The organism is Aeromonas sp. 2692-1 (genome assembly GCF_013085505.1).
GTDB classification, from domain to species: Bacteria; Pseudomonadota; Gammaproteobacteria; order Enterobacterales; family Aeromonadaceae; genus Aeromonas; species Aeromonas hydrophila.
Genome location: NZ_CP038513.1, coordinates 4,817,337 through 4,834,227 on the forward strand (window position 1 = coordinate 4,817,337; position 16,891 = coordinate 4,834,227).

Genomic DNA, 16,891 nt, shown 5'->3' on the forward strand with positions numbered 1-16,891 from the left:
CATGTTGGACAAAGTAGTCATCGCCAACCGCGGTGAAATTGCCCTGCGGATCCTGCGCGCCTGCAAAGAGCTCGGGATCAAGACAGTGGCCGTTCACTCCACCGCCGACCGGGAGCTCAAGCATGTGCTGCTGGCCGACGAAACCATCTGTATCGGCAAACCGGCCAGTACCGACTCCTACCTCAATGTGCCGGCCATCATCGCCGCCGCCGAGGTGACCGGTGCCGTCGCCATCCACCCGGGTTACGGTTTCCTCTCCGAGAACGCCGACTTCGCCGAAGTGGTCGAAAAATCCGGCTTCATCTTCATCGGCCCGCGCGCCGAGACCATTCGCCTTATGGGTGACAAGGTTTCCGCCATCGAGGCGATGAAGAAAGCGGGCGTGCCCTGCGTACCGGGCTCCGACGGTCCGGTCGACAGCGATGCCAAGCACAACGCCGCCATCGCCAAGCGCATTGGCTACCCGGTGATCATCAAGGCCGCCGGTGGCGGTGGTGGTCGCGGCATGCGCGTGGTGCGCAGTGAAGCCGAGCTGTCTGCCGCCATCGCGCTGACCAAATCCGAAGCTGGCCAGTTCTTCAAGAACGACATGGTCTACATGGAGAAGTACCTGGAGAACCCGCGCCACATCGAGATTCAGGTGTTGGCAGACGGCCAGGGCAACGCCCTCTATCTGGGCGAGCGCGACTGCTCCATGCAGCGTCGCCACCAGAAGGTGGTCGAAGAGGCGCCGGCACCCGGCATCACCGAAGAGATGCGCAAGTTCATCGGTGAGCGCTGCGTGCGCGCCTGTATCGAGATCGGCTACCGCGGTGCGGGCACCTTCGAGTTCCTGTACGAGAACGGCGAGTTCTATTTCATCGAGATGAACACCCGTATCCAGGTTGAACACCCGGTCACCGAGCTGGTCACCAGCGTGGATCTGATCAAGGAGCAGCTGCGCATTGCCGCCGGTCAGCCCCTGTCGATCACCCAGCAGGACATCCGCATCCGTGGCCATGCCATCGAATGCCGGATCAACGCCGAAGACCCGGCCACCTTCATGCCGTCTCCGGGCCTGATCCAGCGCTTCCACGCGCCGGGCGGTCTGGGCGTACGCTGGGATTCCCACATCTACGCCGGCTACAAGGTACCGCCCTACTACGACTCCATGATCGGCAAGCTGATCTGTTACGGTGAAAACCGCGACGTCGCCATCGCCCGCATGCGTCAGGCGCTGGACGAGCTGGTGGTGGAAGGGATCAAGACCAACGTCTCCCTGCAAAAAGAGATCATGAAGGACGAAAACTTCCAGCACGGTGGGACCAACATCCACTACCTGCACAAGAAGCTGGGGCTGTAAGGATCCTTGACGAAGGCCGCCATGTCGGTGGACGTCGGCTCCGCAAGGAGCCTCTGTTGAAAAAGGGCCATGGCGACATGGCCCTTTTTTGTTATCCTTGCGCCCCTCAAAATTGTCGGAGGCCAAGGTGAATCGTTTCGCGCTCGCTCGCCGGGAAGCAGCCCTCTGCCTGCTGCTGACCCTGCTCTACTTCCTTGCCTGGTATGGCACTGCCTATTTCATCCCTGCAGAGATCGAATGCTGGGACATGCCGCTCTGGTTCCTGCTCAGTTGCATCCTGATGCCGCTGCTGTTCATCGTGCTGTGCGGCCTGATGGTGGATCGTCTATTCGTGGACATCCCCCTCGACTCTCCTCCCCTCGATGCCAAGGAGCCTTCCCATGAATCTTGAGCTGATGCTGCCGCTCATCATCTATCTGGTGCTGGTGCTGGGAGTCGGCTTCTGGGCCAGCCGCCACCGGGTGGGCGGCGACTTCGTCCAGGAGTACTTCATTGGCAACCGCAGCATGGGCGGGCTGGTGCTGGCCATGACCCTGGTGGCCACCTACACCTCTGCCTCCTCCTTCATCGGCGGGCCGGGAGCGGCCTACAAGATCGGGCTGGGCTGGGTGCTGCTGGCGATGATCCAGCTGCCCACCGTCTGGCTGACCCTGGGGGTACTGGGCAAGAAGTTCGCCATCATCGCCCGTCGGGTCAATGCGGTGACCATCAATGACATGCTGTGGGCCCGCTACCAGAGCAAGGCGGTGGTGGTGCTGGGCTCGGTCACCATCATCCTCGCCTTCATCGCCACCATGGTGGTGCAGTTCATCGGCGGCGCCCGTCTGCTGGAGACCGCCACCGGCCTCAGCTATCAGCAGGGGCTCTTGCTGTTTGCCAGCTGTGTGCTGCTCTACACGGTGATCGGCGGCTTTCGCGCCGTGGTGATGACCGATGCGCTGCAGGGGATCATCATGCTGATCGGCACCGGTGCCCTGCTGGCGGGGATTCTGGTGGCCGGTGACGGCCTGCCCAACCTCATCCACCAGCTCAAGGTGATCGATCCCAAGCTGGTGAGCCCGCAGGGGGCCGGTGACCTGCTGACCCAGCCCTTCATGCTGAGCTTCTGGGTACTGGTCTGCATCGGGGTGGTGGGGCTGCCCCACTCGGCGCTGCGCTGCTTCGGCTATCGCGACAGCAAGGCGCTCCACCGCGGCATCCTCATCGGTACCATCGTCAGCGCCTTGCTGATGTTCGGCATGCACCTGGCCGGCGCCCTGGGCCGCGCCATCCTGCCCGGCATGGACAGCCCGGACAAGATCATGCCCTCCCTGATGATGGAGGTACTGCCACCCTGGCTGGCCGGGGTCTTCCTGGCGGCGCCCATGGCGGCCATCATGTCCACCATCGACTCCCAGCTGATCCAGGCCTCCGCCACCCTGGTGAAGGATCTCTATCTCAACTACCTGAGCCCGGAGAAGGCCGGCCAGGAGAAGCTGGAGGTGCGGGTGCCACGCCTCTCCCTGCTCTGCACCCTGATCCTGGGCACGCTGGTGCTGCTGGCGGCGCTGCAGCCCCCCGAGATGATCATCTGGCTCAATCTGCTCGCCTTCGGCGGCCTGCAGGCGGTGTTCCTGTGGCCACTGGTGCTCGGCCTCTACTGGTCGCGGGCCAACGGCCCCGGCGCACTGGCCAGCATGGTGTGCGGCATCCCCTGCTACGCCATCCTGAGCCAGTGGGAGATCAAGCCAGCCGGTCTGCACGCCATCGTGCCGAGCCTGGCGCTGGGGCTGATTGCCTTCGTGCTGGTCAGCCTGCTGACCCCGGCCCCGAGCCAAAGTGTACGGCGCTTGTTTGAGCCACAATCATCGATGGATTAATAAAGGGTTCCGAAACTATCCCAAAATGGGTGTTTTACGGGTAAACTGTGCGCCATGTCACAAAATGCCGCGCCCTTATGCCCGTACAGAACGCCAGACAGATCCTGACTCAAGCCCTGCAGCGACTCGGTTACGCCCTGTTGCTGCCGGTCTCCATCCTGCCGCTGGCCGCGCTGCTCTATCGGCTCGGCCAGCCGGACGTGCTGGATCTGGCGGTGCTCTCCCTCACCGGCCGCGCCCTGTTCAGCCAGATGCCGCTCATCTATGCGGTGGCCATCGCCTTCGGGCTGAGCCGCCAGGGTGAAGGTACCCAGGCGCTGGCCGGCGCGGTCAACTTTCTGCTGCTGAGCTCGGCGCTCGGCACCCTGGCCCCCGGCCTGCACAGCGACATGATCTGCGGCCTGCTGGCGGGACTGACCACCGCCATCGTCTACCCCTGGCTCAAGCGCCACCCCATGCCCCACTGGCTGCGGCTGGTCAACGGCGACTTCACCAGCCTGCTCGCCTCGGCGCTCACCTGTCTGCTGCTGGCCTTCCCGCTCGCGCTGCTCTGGCCGCTGCTGGAACAGGGCATCACCCTGCTCGCCTCCGAACTGCTCACTACCCCGTTCGGCGCCTTCTGCTATGGCGTGCTGAACCGGCTGCTGATCCCGCTCGGCCTGCATCAGGTACTGGGCAGCCTCATCGGGCTGGGGGAGAGCAACCTGCAGGCACTGGCCAGCGCCCAGCCGCTGCACGAAGGCTATGTGGCCGGGCTCTACCCCATCATCATGTTCGGCCTGCCGGGCGCCTGCTTCGCCATCTGGCTGCACCGCCAGCGCATGCAGCGACTGCCGCAGGGGGGATTGCTGCTCACCCTGGCGCTCACCTCGGCGCTGGTGGGCATCACCGAACCCATCGAGTTCCTGTTCGCCTTCACCGCCCCCTGGCTGTTTCTGGCCCACGCCCTGCTGACCGGCCTGTCACTCGCCACCTGCAGCGCGCTCGGCATCAAGGTGGGCAGTTACTTCTCCGCCGGCCTGCTGGATCTGGTGCTGAGCTACCACGCCGGCGAGCACAGCTTCTGGCTCATTCCAGTCGGCATCCTGTTCTTCGTCGCCTACACCTTGCTGTTCTATCAGCTGCTGGAGCGCACACCCCTCAGCCTGCCGAGCAAGCCCATCGCGCCGGAGCACCCGCGCCTAGCCAGCGTCGCCCCCTCCGACCCCCAGATGCTGGCGATCCAGTACCTCAAGGTGCTGGGGGGCATGGACAACCTGCAGGCGATGAGCGTCTGCCTCACCCGCCTCAGCCTGCGGGTGCGCGACATCTCACTGGTGGATCAATCCCGCCTGCTGGGGCTGGGCTGCCTCTCCTGGATCCAGCTCAATGACCATCAGCTGGTGTTGGTGTTGGGCCCCAACGCCAGCCTGATCGAGGGGCAGATCCGCATGCTGGCGGAGCGCCAGTCGGTGCCGCTCGGCCTCAAGCCCAATCAGGAGTCCGCCGGCCAGAGCGGCTGGTAGCCTCAGGCAAACGGCAAGCGCTCGGCGACAAAGTCCATCAGGCTGCGCAGAGCGGGCGCCAGATGCTCCCGGCTCGGATAGATGAGGTAGAAGGGGTTGGCCGGAATGGGGTGACTCGGCAGCACCTTCTGCAAGCGTCCCGCCGCGAGATCCCCCTCGCAGACGTGATGGGGCAGCAGAGCAATCCCCCCCTCGTTGATCGCCAGCTCCCGCAGCGCCAGCAGGCTGTTGCTGATGCAGGCCCCTTGTGGTCGCCAGCCCCCCTCCTGCAACGGCCACACCGGCAGCGACGCGTGCACCAGGCAGGCGTATCGTCCCAGCTCGCTCAGCTGTTGCGGCGTGCCGTGGGCCACCAGATAGGCGGGCGCCGCCACCAGATGGCGCGGCACCTGACCGATGCGCCGGCAGATCAGGCTGGAATCTTTCAGCGGTGCCGCCCGCAGCGCCAAATCATAACCCTCCCCCACCAGATCGAGCTGCTCATCGCAGAGGGTCAGCTCCAACACCACCTCGGGATAGAGGGCCCGAAACTCGGCCAGGATCCGGCCGAGCAGCAGAGTGCCGGTCGCCTCCGGCGCTGTGATCCGCACCCGGCCGGCCGGGGCCGCGCGCAGCCGCGCCATCGCCAGATTGGCGCTGCGGGCCAGTGCCAGCAGCGCCCGGCACTGCTCCACATAGACCTCCCCCTGCGGGGTCAGGCTCAGCCGACGGGTGGTGCGCTGCAACAGGCGCACCCCGAGCTGGGACTCAAGCCGCGAGATCTTCTGGCTGACCGAGGATTTGGGCATGCCGAGCAGCTCGGCCGCCCCGGTGAAACTGCCCTGCTCCACCACGGTGGCAAACAGCCCCATCAGCTCCAGTTCGACATTGTTCATATATTCAAACAGTCTTTACCAATTACCCATCTTAATCTGAATAATCAACCAGACTAGAGTGGCTGGCAATCCCCATCCAACCGATTTGAAAGGAACTGCCATGAAAGCCATCGCCCTGACCCACTATCTGCCGAGCGATCACCCCCACTGCTTCATCGAAGCCAATCTGGCCGACCCGACACCGGGCCCGCACGACCTGCTGGTGCGGATCAAGGCCACCTCCATCAACCCGGTCGACACCAAGGTGCGTGCCCCCAAGGCCAAGGTCGAGAGCAGCCCGCGGGTACTGGGCTGGGACGCCGTAGGCGAAGTGATCGCCGTCGGCCCTGAGGTGACCCTGTTCAAGGCGGGCGACCGGGTCTGGTATGCCGGCGACATCAGCCGCTCTGGCAGCAACAGCGCCCTGCAACTGGTGGATGAGCGCATCGCCGCCCTCGCCCCCACCAGCCTGAGCGACCTGGAAGCGGCCGCCCTACCGCTCACCGCCATCACCGCCTGGGAGACCCTGTTCGAGCGCATGCGCCTCACCCGCGAGAGCAGCGGCAAGCTGCTGATCATCGGCGGCGCCGGCGGCGTGGGCTCCATCGCCATCCAGCTGGCCCGCCAGCTCACCGGCATGGAGGTGATCGCCACCGCCTCGCGCCCCGAGACCCGGGCCTGGTGCCTGCAAATGGGGGCCCACCAGGTGGTGAGCCATCACCAGTTGCAGGAGGAGCTCACCGCCCTCGGCATCACTCAGGTGGACGCCATCTTCTGCACCAATGCCACCGAGCAGCACTGGGATGCCATGGCCAGCCTCATCAGCCCGTTCGGCCATATCTGCACCATCGCCGAATCGAGCGTGCCCTGGGACCTCTCCCTGCTCAAGAGCAAGAGCGTCACCTTCAGCCAGGAGTTCATGTTTACCCGTTCCCTGTTCCAGACTCCGGACATGATCGAGCAGCACAACCTGCTGGGGCTGGTCGCCGCCCTGGTGGACCAGGGCGTGGTCAAGACCACCCTCAGCAAGGTGGTGGCCGAGCTGACCCCGGCTACCCTGGCTCAGGCCCATGCCGAGGTGGAAGCCGGCCGCATGGTGGGCAAGCTGGTGATCGACATGAGCCAGTTCGGCAACTAATCCCTTATGGGTAAAAACTGCACCATCATGGGGTGAACTCACCAGTGACAAGCCCCATCACAGCACAGCTCACCTCAGGCAACAGACAGTCACCACGCAGCATCACCATAAAAAGAGCCAAAAAAAGGGGCCATCCCGCCGGGATGGCCCTAAATACCTGAACGTTGGGGTAACAATCACACACATATCCTTATGCAGGACCTCTGTATCTTTGCAGCTAGTGTGCCAATCCCGCCCGCCTCCCCGCTTGCTTGCCACATTGCCCCCTGCCACCGGGGTATGCAGCCCCCGGCCACTCTGCGGGCAAAAAAAAGCCACCCGAAGGTGGCTGAAAAAGATGACGGAACTTTCCTAGAGCAAAGCATTCAGCGGGAACAGGTTGCTTCCCGTCACCCAATGAGGAATACATGAACCGTGCCAACTCGGCAAAGTCCGCCTCCTCCACCACACTGCATGGGCAAACCACGACAGCACACGCCCATGATGATAGAATCCCGCGGTTTCACATTTATGAAGAGTCGACGCCATGCCCTGGATACAAATTCGAATCAACGCCACTGCCAAGACCGCAGACAAGGTGAGCAACATGCTGCTGGGGCGTGGTGCCCAGGCGGTGACCTTTATGGATGCCAAGGATGTGCCCGTCTATGAACCCATGCCGGGCGAAACCCCGCTGTGGGGTGAGACCGAAGTAATGGGGCTGTTCGACGCCGAAACCGATCCGGCGCCCACCATCGCCTTCTTCCAGCAGATCTTCGGTGAAGACGTGGGCTACAAGGTGGAGCAACTGGAGGACAAGGACTGGGTGCGCGAGTGGATGGATCACTTCCACCCCATGCAGTTCGGCGAGCGGCTCTGGATCTGCCCGAGCTGGCGCGACGTGCCAAACCCCGATGCGGTCAACGTCATGCTGGACCCGGGTCTGGCCTTCGGTACCGGTACCCACCCCACCACGGCGCTCTGCCTGCAGTGGCTGGACGGGCTGGATCTGGCCGGTAAAACCGTGGTCGACTTTGGTTGCGGCTCCGGCATCCTCGGCATCGCCGCCCTGAAACTGGGCGCCGCCCGGGTCATCGGCATCGACATCGATCCGCAGGCCATCCAGGCCAGCCATGACAACGCCGAGCGCAATGGCGTCGCCGATCAGATCGAGCTCTACCTGCCGGCGGATCAGCCGCAAGATGTCGAGGCAGACGTGGTGGTCGCCAACATCCTGGCCGGCCCGCTACGCGAACTGGCGCCGCTTATCGCCGGCCACGGCAAAGCGGGCAGCCTGATGGCCCTCTCCGGTGTACTGGAAAGCCAGGCGCCAGAGCTGGAGACCATCTACGGCCAGTGGTTCGAGATGGACCCGACCGCCGTCAAGGAAGAGTGGTGCCGCCTCTCCGGCCGCAAACTCGGCTGATAAGCAACAAACCACGGCGGCTGCCAACCCATCGGCCGCAAACTCGGCTAAGTCATCGGCACAAAGCTGCCAACGGGGCTCCCACACGGGAGCCTCGTCTGTTTTCAACTCGCCGGCAGCAGCCACCTCTCTGGTACGGCCAACCAGCACCATCCATACCCGCACTGCAATCAGTGCTCATTTGACCACACAGCTCACCCCGTTTCCGGTAGGATAGGCCGCCAGTCCCCCTTGCGACACGGAGTGCTTATGCGGATTGCCATACTGGATGACTATCAGGATCAGGTGCGTCATCTGCCCTGCTTTACCCGCCTGGCGGGCCACGACGTCACCATCCTCACCCAGAGCGAACCTGACCCCGAGCGCCTTGCCGCCAAGCTGGCAGGGGTGGAGGCGCTGGTGCTGATCCGCGAGCGCACCCGCATCGACGAGGCGTTGCTGCGCAGGCTCCCCTCCCTTCGGCTCATCAGTCAGACCGGCAAGATCAGCCAGCATATCGACCCCCTCCTGTGTCAACGCCACGGGGTGGCCGTCGCCGAAGGCATCGGCAGCCCGGTGGCGCCCGCCGAGCTCTGCTGGGCACTCATCATGGCCGCCTCCCGCCACCTCCCGGCCTATTGCCATGCCCTCGCTCAGGGGCAGTGGCAGCAATCCGGCACACTGGGGCTGGGGCGTACCTTGCAGGGGCTGACGCTCGGCATCTGGGGCTACGGCAAGATTGGCAGACTGGTGGCCGGTTACGGCCGGGCCTTCGGCATGTCGGTGCTGATCTGGGGCAGCGAGGGCTCCCGCCAGCAGGCCGAGCGGGATGGCCATGCCAGCGCCTCCGACAAGGAGGCCTTCTTTCGTGACGCCGACATCCTCTCTTTGCATCTGCGCCTGCACGAGGCAACCCGTGGCTGTGTGACCCGCACCGATCTCGCGCGAATGAAGGCCGACTCCCTGCTGGTCAACGTCAGTCGGGCTGAGCTTGTCGAGCCGGGCGCCCTTTATGCTGAACTCGCCGCCAACCCCACCCGGCGCGCAGCGCTCGATGTGTTCGACGCAGAGCCTGCCACGGCGCAAAGCGAGCCCTTGCTGCGCCTGCCCAATGTGCTGGCCACCCCTCATCTCGGTTATGTGGAGCGCAACAGCTACCAACTCTACTTTCAGGCCGCCTTTGACAACCTGATTGCCTTTGCCGAGGGCAGGCCGACCAATCTGGTGCTGCCCGTAGCGGGCCGCTGATCACGGTTATCCGGCGGCCGGACCGCTAACATGTGAACCCCATGCGCCACCAAGGCACGCCACAGGAGCCGCTATGACAGAGTACGACAAGATGATCGCCAGCCAGCCTTACAACTGCATGGCGCTGGAACTGGATCTGTTGCGCCGGGAGACGGCCCGCCTGTACCGCCGCTTCAATCGCAGCGACGAAGAGGATGAACAGCTGGCGCTGCTGCAGCAGATCGTCGGCGAGCTGGCCCAGGGGGCCTTCATTTGCCCGCCCCTCTACTGCACCTATGGCCGCCACATCCACCTTGGCAAGCGCAGCTACATCAACATGGGGGCCACCCTGCTGGACAACGCCCCCATTCGCATCGGCGCCGAGGTGATGATCGGGCCGAACGTGCAGATCTACACCGCCGCCCACGCGCTGGACGCGGATGAACGGATCCAGGGGGTCGAGACCGCGCTGCCGGTCACCATCGAGGACAGGGTCTGGATTGGCGGCGGCGCCATTCTGCTGCCCGGTGTCACCATAGGGCGGGAGGCCATCGTGGGCGCCGGAGCCGTGGTCACCAAAGACGTGCCGGCCGGCGCCCGAGTGGTAGGCAACCCGGCCCGCGTGCTGCCCGCCAAAGGCAAGACGCAGGTGAGCTAGCAGCTGCACCGGAAACTACGACATTAAGGGAAGCGACGCCTGCAAAGCACCAATAAAAATGAAGTCCAACGCCATCAAGACCATGATGGCCTGTAAAAAGGTGACCTTTCCGGTCCTAGGAGGTTGAGAGTACCGACACCTGAAAAGCGCCCATAAAAATGAAGCCCAATATCATCAAGACCATAATGGCCTGTAAAAAGGCGACCTTTCCGGTCCTAGGAGGTTGAGAGTGCCAACACCTGCAAAGCACCCATAAAAATGAAGCCCAATGTCATCAAGACGTTGGGCTGTAAAAAGGTGCTACGGAATTGCGACTCTCATCGCAGAAAATTAGAAGGGGTCACCTTCTAAACTGGCACAGGGATATTAACGAGGCGCAAACGTTTTACATAGCGTAATAAACCAGGATTGAGAACGGCATCTCACTATTTAAAAAATTCCCTGCCAGCCACGGCCTCCCTCTTGGCAATCTTCCAAATATCAGTACAGCCCGCCACCAGAAACAAAAAAGCCCTGACGAGTCAGGGCCTTGCCGGTAATGAAGCAGACTAGAAGCGGCGCACGAACTCGCTCACCGGCAGCTCGCGCAGCTTGCGGGCCTCCAGCATGGGGGTGCCAAGGTAGAGGAAGCCCACCAGCTGATCCTCCGGTGTCAGCCCCAACCCTTCATTGATCTGCTCGTCGAAAATGAACCAGCCGGAGCGCCAGATGCCGTTGAAGCCCTGGGCCTGGGCCGCCATCTGCATCGCCATCAGGGCGCAGCCGGCGGAGAGCTCCTGCTCCAGCCGCGGCACCTTGGGATGCTCCTGATAGCGGGTTGCCACCGCGATCAGCAGCGGTGCGCGCAGCGGGGCCTCCTGACACTTCTTGATGCTCTCCTCATCCTCGCCGCGACTGCGCGCGGCCTGTGCCAGCAGGGTGCCGAGCCGTTCGCGCCCCTCCCCTTCGAACAGGATGAACTGCCAGGGGGTCAGGGTGCCGTGATCCGGCGCCCGCAGCCCGGCCTTGAGGATATTGTCGAGTACCTCGCCGCTCGGGGCGGGCTCGGCCAGACGACCACAGGAGTGACGATTCAGTAACAGGTGGAGGGCATCCATGGGCAGTTCCTTGTCAGGGGCTATGATGGCGCTACCTTAGCACAGCACCAGATGAAGAAAACCCCTGAGCATCAGGGGTTTGTCGCAATACGTGGCGGCCCGTCGACTAGATGACCGCCGCCAGTTCGGCCCCCTGGCGGATGGCGCGCTTGGCGTCCAGCTCGGCGGCCACGTCGGCCCCGCCGATGATGTGTACCGGTTTGCCCGCCGCCTGCAGACCGGCCTGCAGCTCCTTGAGCGGCTCTTGTCCGGCGCAGATGATCACCTGATCCACCGGCAGGCACTGCTGCTGTTCGCCCACCTGAATGTGAAGCCCCTCATCGTCGATGCGCAGGTACTGCACGCCGGAGAGCATCTCCACCTTGCGGTTCTTGAGCACGGTGCGGTGGATCCAGCCGGTGGTCTTGCCAAGGCCGTCGCCCACCTTGCTCTCCTTGCGCTGCAGCAGCCAGACCTGGCGCTCAGGGGCGTCGATCACCGGGGCCATCAGACCGCCGCGCTCGCCGAGCTGCTTGTCGATGCCCCACTCCTTGAGCCAGTGATCGCGACTGCGATCCCCCTTGCCCTCTACCAGGTATTCGGCCACGTCAAAGCCGATGCCGCCGGCGCCGATCACCGCCACCTTCTCGCCCACCGGTTTGTGATCCCGCAAGACATCGAGGTAGCTCATCACCTTGGCATGCTCGATACCCGGAATGTTGGGGGTGCGCGGGCGGATGCCGGTGGCGAGGATCACCTCGTCAAAACCGCCGCCCAAGAGGCTCTCGGCACTCTGGCGCTGACCCAGATAGAGTTCGACGCCGCACTTCTCCAGCCGCCTGGCAAAGTAGCGCAGGGTTTCGTGAAACTCCTCCTTGCCCGGGATCTGCTTGGCGAAGTTGAACTGGCCGCCGATTTCGCTCGCCTGATCGAACAGGCTCACCTGATGGCCGCGCTCGGCGGCGTAGCAGGCAAACGCCAGCCCGGCGGGACCGGCGCCCACCACCGCCAGCCTCTTGGGCTGGGGCACCCGGCCGAAGGTGAGTTCGGTCTCGAAGCAGGCGCGCGGGTTGACCAGACAGGAGGCCCGCTTCTGCTTGAAGACATGATCTAGGCAGGCCTGGTTGCAGGCGATGCAGGTGTTGATCTCGTCCGCCCGGTTCTCGGCGGCCTTGATGACAAATTCGGGGTCCGCCAGGAAGGGGCGCGCCATGGAGACCATATCCGCCTCGCCGCCCGCCAGAATGCGCTCGGCCACCTCGGGGGTGTTGATGCGGTTGGTGGTGATAAGCGGCACCTTGAGGTGTTTTTTCAGCTCGGCGGTCACCCAGCTGAAGGCGCCGCGCGGGACGCTGGTGGCGATGGTGGGAATGCGCGCCTCGTGCCAGCCGATGCCGGTGTTGATGAGGGTGACCCCCACCTGCTCCAGCGCCTTGCCAAGGGCGATCACTTCCTCCAGGGAGGAGCCCTGCTCCACCAGATCCAGCATGGAGAGGCGGAAGATGATGATGAAATCCGGCCCGACCCGCTCGCGGATGGCGCGGACAATCTCCACCGGGAAGCGCATGCGGTTTTCGCTGCTGCCACCCCAGCCATCGGTGCGCTTGTTGGTGCGCTCGCAGATGAACTGGTTGATGAGATAGCCTTCCGAGCCCATCACCTCGACCCCGTCGTAACCGGCCGCCCTGGCCAGTTGCGCGGTGGCGGCGAAGTCACGGATGGTGCCGCGGATCTGCCGCTCGCTCATGGCGCGCGGCTTGAACGGGGAGATGGGCGCCTTGAGGGCACTCGGCGCCAGGCTGAATGGATGATAGGCGTAGCGGCCGGCATGGAGGATCTGCAGCGCTATCTTGCCCCCCTCCTGATGCACCGCACTGGTCACCTTCTTGTGCTTGGCCACCTGCCAGGGAAAGCTCAGCTGGGAGCCGTGGGGCACCAACCGGCCACGCAGGTTAGGGGCAATGCCGCCGGTCACGATGAGGCCGACCCCGCCCCGGGCCCGCTCGCCATAGAAGGCGGCCAGCTTGTCAAAGCCCCCCTTCTCCTCTTCGAGGCCGGTGTGCATGGATCCCATCAACACGCGGTTGCGCAGCTGGGTAAAGCCGAGATCGAGGGGGGTCAGCAGGGTCGGGTAACGGCTCATCATGAACTCCTTTTCGAGGCCGGGCTGGATGGCACCACGCCCATCCTCCACCGTCCGGACTCAAGCCCAAGACACGGCAGCTGGATGCGTGGGCGGCTCACAGGGCCTCCAGTTAATTTTTTGTTATCAAACCGAGGCTAGAGTAAAGAATCGAAAATGCTTTTTCAAACAAATGTTTGGACAATTTTTCGGCGAACAGACGTGTTCCGAACGACCGGGCTCCGATCCTGTCCAAGCGGAAATGGCATTTCACCGGCCAACTGGTTAATAATGGCGCTTCCCTCCCCATTAACAGGGCGATAACGCGACTATGTCTATTTTCAAAGGTCTGGGTTGGCTGTTTCGCAGCCTGTGGCGCCTGCTCAATTTCACCCGGCTGATGCTGGTCAATCTGCTGTTTCTCGTCGTGGTCTTGATCATCGTCTTCAGCGTCAGCCAGAAAGAGGCGCCCAGCGCCCCCATCGAAGGGGCCCTCACCCTCAATCTCTCCGGTGTGCTGGTGGAACAGCGCTCGCAGACCGATCCCACCGTACAGCTGCTGCGCCAGGTGGACAACAGCGACGAGCTGCCCAGCGAGATCGTCCTCTCCGATCTGCTGTGGGCCATCAAAAGCGCCAAGGATGACGATCGTATCAAGGCGCTGGTGATCAAGCCCCAGGGGCTGCAGGGCACCAGCTTCTCCAAACTGCAGGAGGTGGCGAGCGCCATCGATGCATTCAAGGAGAGCGGCAAGCCGGTCATCGCCATGGCCGACTTCTACACCCAGGGCCAATATCTGCTGGCCGCCCACGCCGATCACGTGCTGCTCAACCAGAGCGGCGCTGTGGTCATCGAGGGGCTCGGCGTCTACCAGACCTACTACAAGTCGGCGCTGGAGAAGCTCAACATCACCCCGCACGTGTTCAAGGTCGGCACCTACAAGTCTTTCGTCGAACCCTATACCCGCGACGAGATGTCCCCCGAGAGCAAGGAGGCGAACCAGCGCTGGCTGGATCAGCTGTGGCAATCCTACGTGGCCGACGTGGCCGAGCAGCGGGAGATCGAACCGGACGCCGTGGCACCGGGCAAGGATCGCTTCCTCGAGCTGCTGCGCAAGGCCGGCGGCAATGCCGCCAACTACGCCCTCGACAACGGTCTGGTGGACCAGCTGGCGACCCGCGACGAGATGACCCAGGCGGTGATCAAGGAAGTGGGCGAGAGCGATGACCACGGCTGGAAGGGGGTGGGCCTCAAGGAGTACCTGGCCGCCATTCCGAGCCAGTATCCCCAGAGCGGCAAGGATGAGGTGGGTCTCATCGTCGCCAGCGGCGCCATCATGGATGGCGTCCAGCCTGCCGGCACCATCGGCGGCGACAGCCTCGCCGACCTGCTGGCCGATGCCCGCCGCGACGACAAGGTGAAAGCCCTGGTGCTGCGGGTCGACAGCCCTGGCGGCAGCGCCTTCGCCGCCGAGCAGATCCGCGCCGAGCTGCTGGCCCTCAAGCAGGCCGGCAAGCCGGTGGTGATCTCCATGGGCAGCTACGCCGCCTCCGGCGGTTACTGGATCTCCGCCGATGCGGACAAGATCTTCGCCTCCCCCACCACCCTCACCGGCTCCATCGGGGTGTTCGGCATGTTCGCCACTATCGACAAGGCGCTCTCCCAGTACGGGGTGCACACCGACGGCGTCGGCACCACCGACTATGTCGGCGTCGGCCTGACCCGTGCCCTGCCGGAACACGTCGGCCAGGCGATCCAGCTGAGCGTGGAAGATACCTACCAGCGTTTCGTCGGTCTGGTCAGCAAGGGCCGTGGCCTGAGCCCGGAAGAGACCGAGAAAGCGGCCGAGGGCCGGGTCTGGACCGGTCAGGATGCCAAGGCGCTGGGCCTGGTGGACGAGTTTGGCGATCAGGAGGCGGCCATCAAGGCGGCGGCCGAGCTGGCCAACCTCAAGGAGTGGCAGGTCACCCCCATCGAGCAGGAAGAGTCGGCCAAAGACAAGTTCCTGCGCCAGCTGTTCGACAGCAGCGCCCAAGTGCTCGCTTCCCACCTGCAGAGCTGGTTGCCGGCCGGGCTTGGCAAGGCGCTGGTGGAAGTGAACCGCAGCCTGGACCCGCTGACTCGCTTCAACGACCCGCAGGGCACCTACGCCCTCTGCCCGGTCTGTACGCCCTGAGCGGCAGCAAACGCAAAAAAACCGCCTTGGGGCGGTTTTTTTATGGGATCGGGCAGCGTTCAGCCCAGCAGACCGGCACCGTGCCAGTGATGCAACTCAGCCAGTACCCGGGTCTCCCGTACCGTCCACTGCGGGCAAGGGCCCGCCAGCTGGGTCTTGTTGGTCTGCAGCGCCTCGGCCAGCTCGAACCAGCCGGGGGTGAAACCGAGCCTTATCTCGTAGGGCTGGGGCTGCGGTTCGCACCACGCCTCCCCCACCTGACAGAGGTAGTAGAAGGAGCGGATGCAGTAGGCGTCGTAGTCGGCCTCGCGGGCCGGCCGGTACTCCCGCGTCTCGCCGAGCAGGGCATCGACCGCCACCAGCTCGGCGCCGCACTCCTCGCGCAGCTCGCGCGCGAGGGCCGTGCGGTGACACTCCCCGTGCTCGATGCCGCCACCGGGAAACATCAGATCGCCGTTGACCCGGGAGTGCACCAGCAGCAGCTGGTCGCCACGCAGCACGACGGCCCTGACGGTGACCCGCTCCAGCTGGCGGCCATCTGTGTTGACCCGGCCGTGGGTGAGCCGGATGTCGAAGGGGTGTGGCCAGTCGCTGGCCAGAGGTTCAATGTGGTTCATCAGGGTTCAGGGACGATAGGTCCCGCTTTTCAGTTGTTCGACCAGGGTGGCGGCCTGGCTGTCCAGGCTCTCCTGCTCTTGCTTGCTCAGGGAGTGATAGAGGCTGAAACGGGTGGCCGATACCTCGGCAGCATTCTGGAACGACTCGCTCACCTTGCCCCACAGATAGGCCTGCCCGTACTGCTTCTGCCCCATGTAGAGGGTGCTGAGGGAGGTGAGGATCCGGCCGTTGACCTGCTCCCCTTCCCGGTAGAGGGAGAGGGCGTGCTGCATCAGCGCGATGGCCTTTTGCGGCTCGCTCTTGGCATAGATGCCGCCGAGCGCCAGTTGCAGCTCGGGCTCCTCCAGCACGGGTTGCCCCTCCAGCGCCAGAAACTGCTGGCGAGCCAGCTCGTTGGTGTTGTTGGTCCAGTGCCAGAGCAGCAGGTAGGGATCTGTGGCGTTGCGGGTGGCGGCATCAAGCTGGGCCAGCTGTTCGCCGGCCGCCAGCATCCCCTCCACCCGCGGGCTCTTCTGCTCGCGGGCCCGCTTGTACTCGATGTTGGTGGAACGTTCGGCGCATTTGAGATAACGCTCCAGGCTGCGCATCAACTCGTACTGGCGCCGCTCGGTCCCCTCCGCCTGCAGGTAGTAGCGGGCCCGGATGATGTCGCTGCGCTCGTAACGACACCAGCCGTCGTCCACCAGATCCTGACAGAGGGCCGGGTAATTGGCACAGATGTTGTGGATCCTGTCATCGTCACAGGCGGTGAGCAGCAGGCCGCAACAGAGGCCGAACAACAGGGAACGAGCTGGAAAAGGGGTCATGGTTCATATCTTGTTGGTAACAATTGCAGCCTGCCATGGCCACCCTTGGCTAGCAAATAGATTACATATCCATTACAATGCGCGCGCCGTATAAGGCCGCGACTGCAGAATAATATAACGAAATAT

At 63.9% G+C, this 16,891-nt stretch carries 14 protein-coding genes; 9 read left to right on the forward strand and 5 right to left on the reverse strand.

All coding sequences use genetic code 11. The annotated features are described in order from the left end of the window. Position 1: 1 nt before the first annotated feature. The 4 genes from accC to E5E97_RS22485 all read left to right on the forward strand — a co-directional run bounded on the left by accC (position 2) and on the right by E5E97_RS22485 (position 4,706). Positions 2-1,342, forward strand: a complete 1,341-nt coding sequence (gene accC / locus E5E97_RS22470; protein ID WP_011707113.1) for an acetyl-CoA carboxylase biotin carboxylase subunit — start codon at positions 2-4, stop codon at positions 1,340-1,342. Between the two features lie 112 nt (positions 1,343-1,454). Beyond that, positions 1,455-1,733: a YhdT family protein gene (locus E5E97_RS22475; RefSeq protein WP_016351749.1), complete on the forward strand. Its 279-nt coding sequence runs from the start codon at positions 1,455-1,457 to the stop codon at positions 1,731-1,733. After that, complete coding sequence (gene panF / locus E5E97_RS22480; protein ID WP_171281130.1) at positions 1,723-3,201, forward strand: sodium/pantothenate symporter; 1,479 nt, start codon at positions 1,723-1,725, stop codon at positions 3,199-3,201. The genes E5E97_RS22475 and panF overlap by 11 nt, the downstream gene beginning before the upstream one ends. Before the next feature lie 77 nt (positions 3,202-3,278). Continuing rightward, on the forward strand, positions 3,279-4,706 hold the full coding sequence (locus E5E97_RS22485) for a PTS transporter subunit EIIC (protein WP_024944285.1): 1,428 nt from the start codon (positions 3,279-3,281) through the stop codon (positions 4,704-4,706). A 2-nt stretch (positions 4,707-4,708) separates the two neighbouring features. Here the strand turns inward: E5E97_RS22485 and E5E97_RS22490 are convergent, their stop codons facing one another. Beyond that, positions 4,709-5,581 (reverse strand): LysR family transcriptional regulator, encoded by an 873-nt coding sequence (locus E5E97_RS22490; protein ID WP_171281131.1) that lies wholly within the window; start codon positions 5,579-5,581, stop codon positions 4,709-4,711. Between the two features lie 100 nt (positions 5,582-5,681). Here E5E97_RS22490 and E5E97_RS22495 point away from each other — a divergent pair, with 100 nt between their 5' ends. The 4 genes from E5E97_RS22495 (at position 5,682) to E5E97_RS22510 (ending at position 9,967) form a co-directional block, all read left to right on the forward strand. Further along, positions 5,682-6,698, forward strand: coding sequence for a zinc-binding alcohol dehydrogenase family protein (locus E5E97_RS22495; protein ID WP_171281132.1), 1,017 nt, complete (start codon positions 5,682-5,684; stop codon positions 6,696-6,698). Between the two features lie 526 nt (positions 6,699-7,224). Further along, positions 7,225-8,103 (forward strand): 50S ribosomal protein L11 methyltransferase, encoded by an 879-nt coding sequence (prmA, locus tag E5E97_RS22500; RefSeq protein WP_171281133.1) that lies wholly within the window; start codon positions 7,225-7,227, stop codon positions 8,101-8,103. 249 nt (positions 8,104-8,352) lie between these two features. Further along, positions 8,353-9,330, forward strand: coding sequence for a D-2-hydroxyacid dehydrogenase family protein (locus E5E97_RS22505; RefSeq protein ID WP_171281134.1), 978 nt, complete (start codon positions 8,353-8,355; stop codon positions 9,328-9,330). Between the two features lie 73 nt (positions 9,331-9,403). After that, the gene (locus E5E97_RS22510; protein ID WP_171281135.1) at positions 9,404-9,967 is read left to right on the forward strand and encodes a sugar O-acetyltransferase; all 564 of its coding nucleotides are present in this window, start codon (positions 9,404-9,406) and stop codon (positions 9,965-9,967) included. A gap of 548 nt (positions 9,968-10,515) precedes the next feature. On the opposite strand, the gene E5E97_RS22515 is transcribed toward E5E97_RS22510, so the two are convergent. After that, entirely contained in the window at positions 10,516-11,064 is a 549-nt protein-coding gene (locus tag E5E97_RS22515) for an NAD(P)H nitroreductase (protein WP_011707121.1), read from the reverse strand. Positions 11,065-11,170: 106 nt separating this feature from the next. After that, a complete protein-coding gene (locus E5E97_RS22520; RefSeq protein WP_171281136.1) occupies positions 11,171-13,186 on the reverse strand; it encodes an NADPH-dependent 2,4-dienoyl-CoA reductase in 2,016 nt (671 codons plus the stop codon). A 310-nt stretch (positions 13,187-13,496) separates the two neighbouring features. On the opposite strand from E5E97_RS22520, the gene sppA reads away from it, so the two are divergent. Then, positions 13,497-15,341, forward strand: coding sequence for a signal peptide peptidase SppA (sppA, locus tag E5E97_RS22525; protein WP_043162024.1), 1,845 nt, complete (start codon positions 13,497-13,499; stop codon positions 15,339-15,341). 59 nt (positions 15,342-15,400) lie between these two features. On the opposite strand, the gene E5E97_RS22530 is transcribed toward sppA, so the two are convergent. Both E5E97_RS22530 and E5E97_RS22535 read right to left on the reverse strand, forming a co-directional pair. After that, positions 15,401-15,958 (reverse strand): NUDIX domain-containing protein, encoded by a 558-nt coding sequence (locus E5E97_RS22530; RefSeq protein WP_171281137.1) that lies wholly within the window; start codon positions 15,956-15,958, stop codon positions 15,401-15,403. A 6-nt stretch (positions 15,959-15,964) separates the two neighbouring features. Then, positions 15,965-16,765: a DUF2989 domain-containing protein gene (locus E5E97_RS22535; RefSeq protein ID WP_039214748.1), complete on the reverse strand. Its 801-nt coding sequence runs from the start codon at positions 16,763-16,765 to the stop codon at positions 15,965-15,967. Between the last annotated feature and the right edge of the window lie 126 nt (positions 16,766-16,891).

Bases quoted from the DNA above. Each gene is read 5' to 3' on its own strand.
- sppA (WP_043162024.1), top strand. From the start codon at position 13,497: ATGTCTATTTTCAAAGGTCTGGGTTGGCTGTTTCGCAGCCTGTGGCGC.
- E5E97_RS22495 (WP_171281132.1), top strand. From the start codon at position 5,682: ATGAAAGCCATCGCCCTGACCCACTATCTGCCGAGCGATCACCCCCAC.
- E5E97_RS22510 (WP_171281135.1), top strand. From the start codon at position 9,404: ATGACAGAGTACGACAAGATGATCGCCAGCCAGCCTTACAACTGCATG.
- E5E97_RS22490 (WP_171281131.1), bottom strand. From the start codon at position 5,581: ATGAACAATGTCGAACTGGAGCTGATGGGGCTGTTTGCCACCGTGGTG.
- accC (WP_011707113.1), top strand. From the start codon at position 2: ATGTTGGACAAAGTAGTCATCGCCAACCGCGGTGAAATTGCCCTGCGG.
- panF (WP_171281130.1), top strand. From the start codon at position 1,723: ATGAATCTTGAGCTGATGCTGCCGCTCATCATCTATCTGGTGCTGGTG.
- E5E97_RS22535 (WP_039214748.1), bottom strand. From the start codon at position 16,765: ATGACCCCTTTTCCAGCTCGTTCCCTGTTGTTCGGCCTCTGTTGCGGC.
- E5E97_RS22520 (WP_171281136.1), bottom strand. From the start codon at position 13,186: ATGAGCCGTTACCCGACCCTGCTGACCCCCCTCGATCTCGGCTTTACC.
- E5E97_RS22515 (WP_011707121.1), bottom strand. From the start codon at position 11,064: ATGGATGCCCTCCACCTGTTACTGAATCGTCACTCCTGTGGTCGTCTG.
- E5E97_RS22485 (WP_024944285.1), top strand. From the start codon at position 3,279: ATGCCCGTACAGAACGCCAGACAGATCCTGACTCAAGCCCTGCAGCGA.
- E5E97_RS22505 (WP_171281134.1), top strand. From the start codon at position 8,353: ATGCGGATTGCCATACTGGATGACTATCAGGATCAGGTGCGTCATCTG.
- E5E97_RS22530 (WP_171281137.1), bottom strand. From the start codon at position 15,958: ATGAACCACATTGAACCTCTGGCCAGCGACTGGCCACACCCCTTCGAC.
- prmA (WP_171281133.1), top strand. From the start codon at position 7,225: ATGCCCTGGATACAAATTCGAATCAACGCCACTGCCAAGACCGCAGAC.